The organism is Stenotrophomonas sp. YIM B06876, from assembly GCF_030711595.1.
Classification (GTDB): Bacteria; Pseudomonadota; Gammaproteobacteria; order Xanthomonadales; family Xanthomonadaceae; genus Stenotrophomonas.
In genome coordinates, this window is record NZ_JAUJUJ010000447.1 from 1 (window position 1) to 653 (window position 653).

At 68.3% G+C, this 653-nt stretch carries 1 protein-coding gene; it reads right to left on the bottom strand.

Annotated elements, in window-relative coordinates:
* Positions 1-639: amidohydrolase family protein (locus QZH66_RS17865; protein ID WP_305807151.1), on the bottom strand; the 639-nt coding region annotated here is incomplete at its 3' end.
* Positions 640-653 lie beyond the last annotated feature (14 nt).

Consider the following 653-nt stretch of genomic DNA (forward strand, 5'->3'; position numbering starts at 1 on the left):
GTAGCTCTGCGGCTCCAGCGCGTAGCCCGTGGGCTCGCCCTTGGCATCGCGCTGGTAGTAGGCGAAGCCGGGCGCCGGGTCCGGCGTGTTGCGGTCGATGCCGCCGAGCTGCAGCGCGCGGCTGTTGAACCACATGCTGTGAAAGTCGATGTTCAGCATGAACGCCGGCCGGTCCGGAAAGATGCGGTCCAGGTCGCGCTTGTCCGGCCCTTCTGGGCCGAACATGTCCGGACGCCAGCCAAAGCCCATCACCGGACCGGTCGGGTGCTCGCGGGCGTAGCGCTCGAGCGCCTGCATCATCTGCGCGCGCGTGGCGTGCTGCAGGTCGGCGCCGCTGGTCAGAAAGCTCGACAGGATCGGGTGGATGTGCCCGTCGATGAAGCCGGGCAGCACCATCTGTCCTTGCAAGTCGACGNGACCGGTCGGGTGCTCGCGGGCGTAGCGCTCGAGCGCCTGCATCATCTGCGCGCGCGTGGCGTGCTGCAGGTCGGCGCCGCTGGTCAGAAAGCTCGACAGGATCGGGTGGATGTGCCCGTCGATGAAGCCGGGCAGCACCATCTGTCCTTGCAAGTCGACGACGCGGGTGGCCGGGCCGATGTGCGCGCGCAGGCTCGCTTCGTCGTCATCGCCGACATGCACCAGCGTCTTTCCCT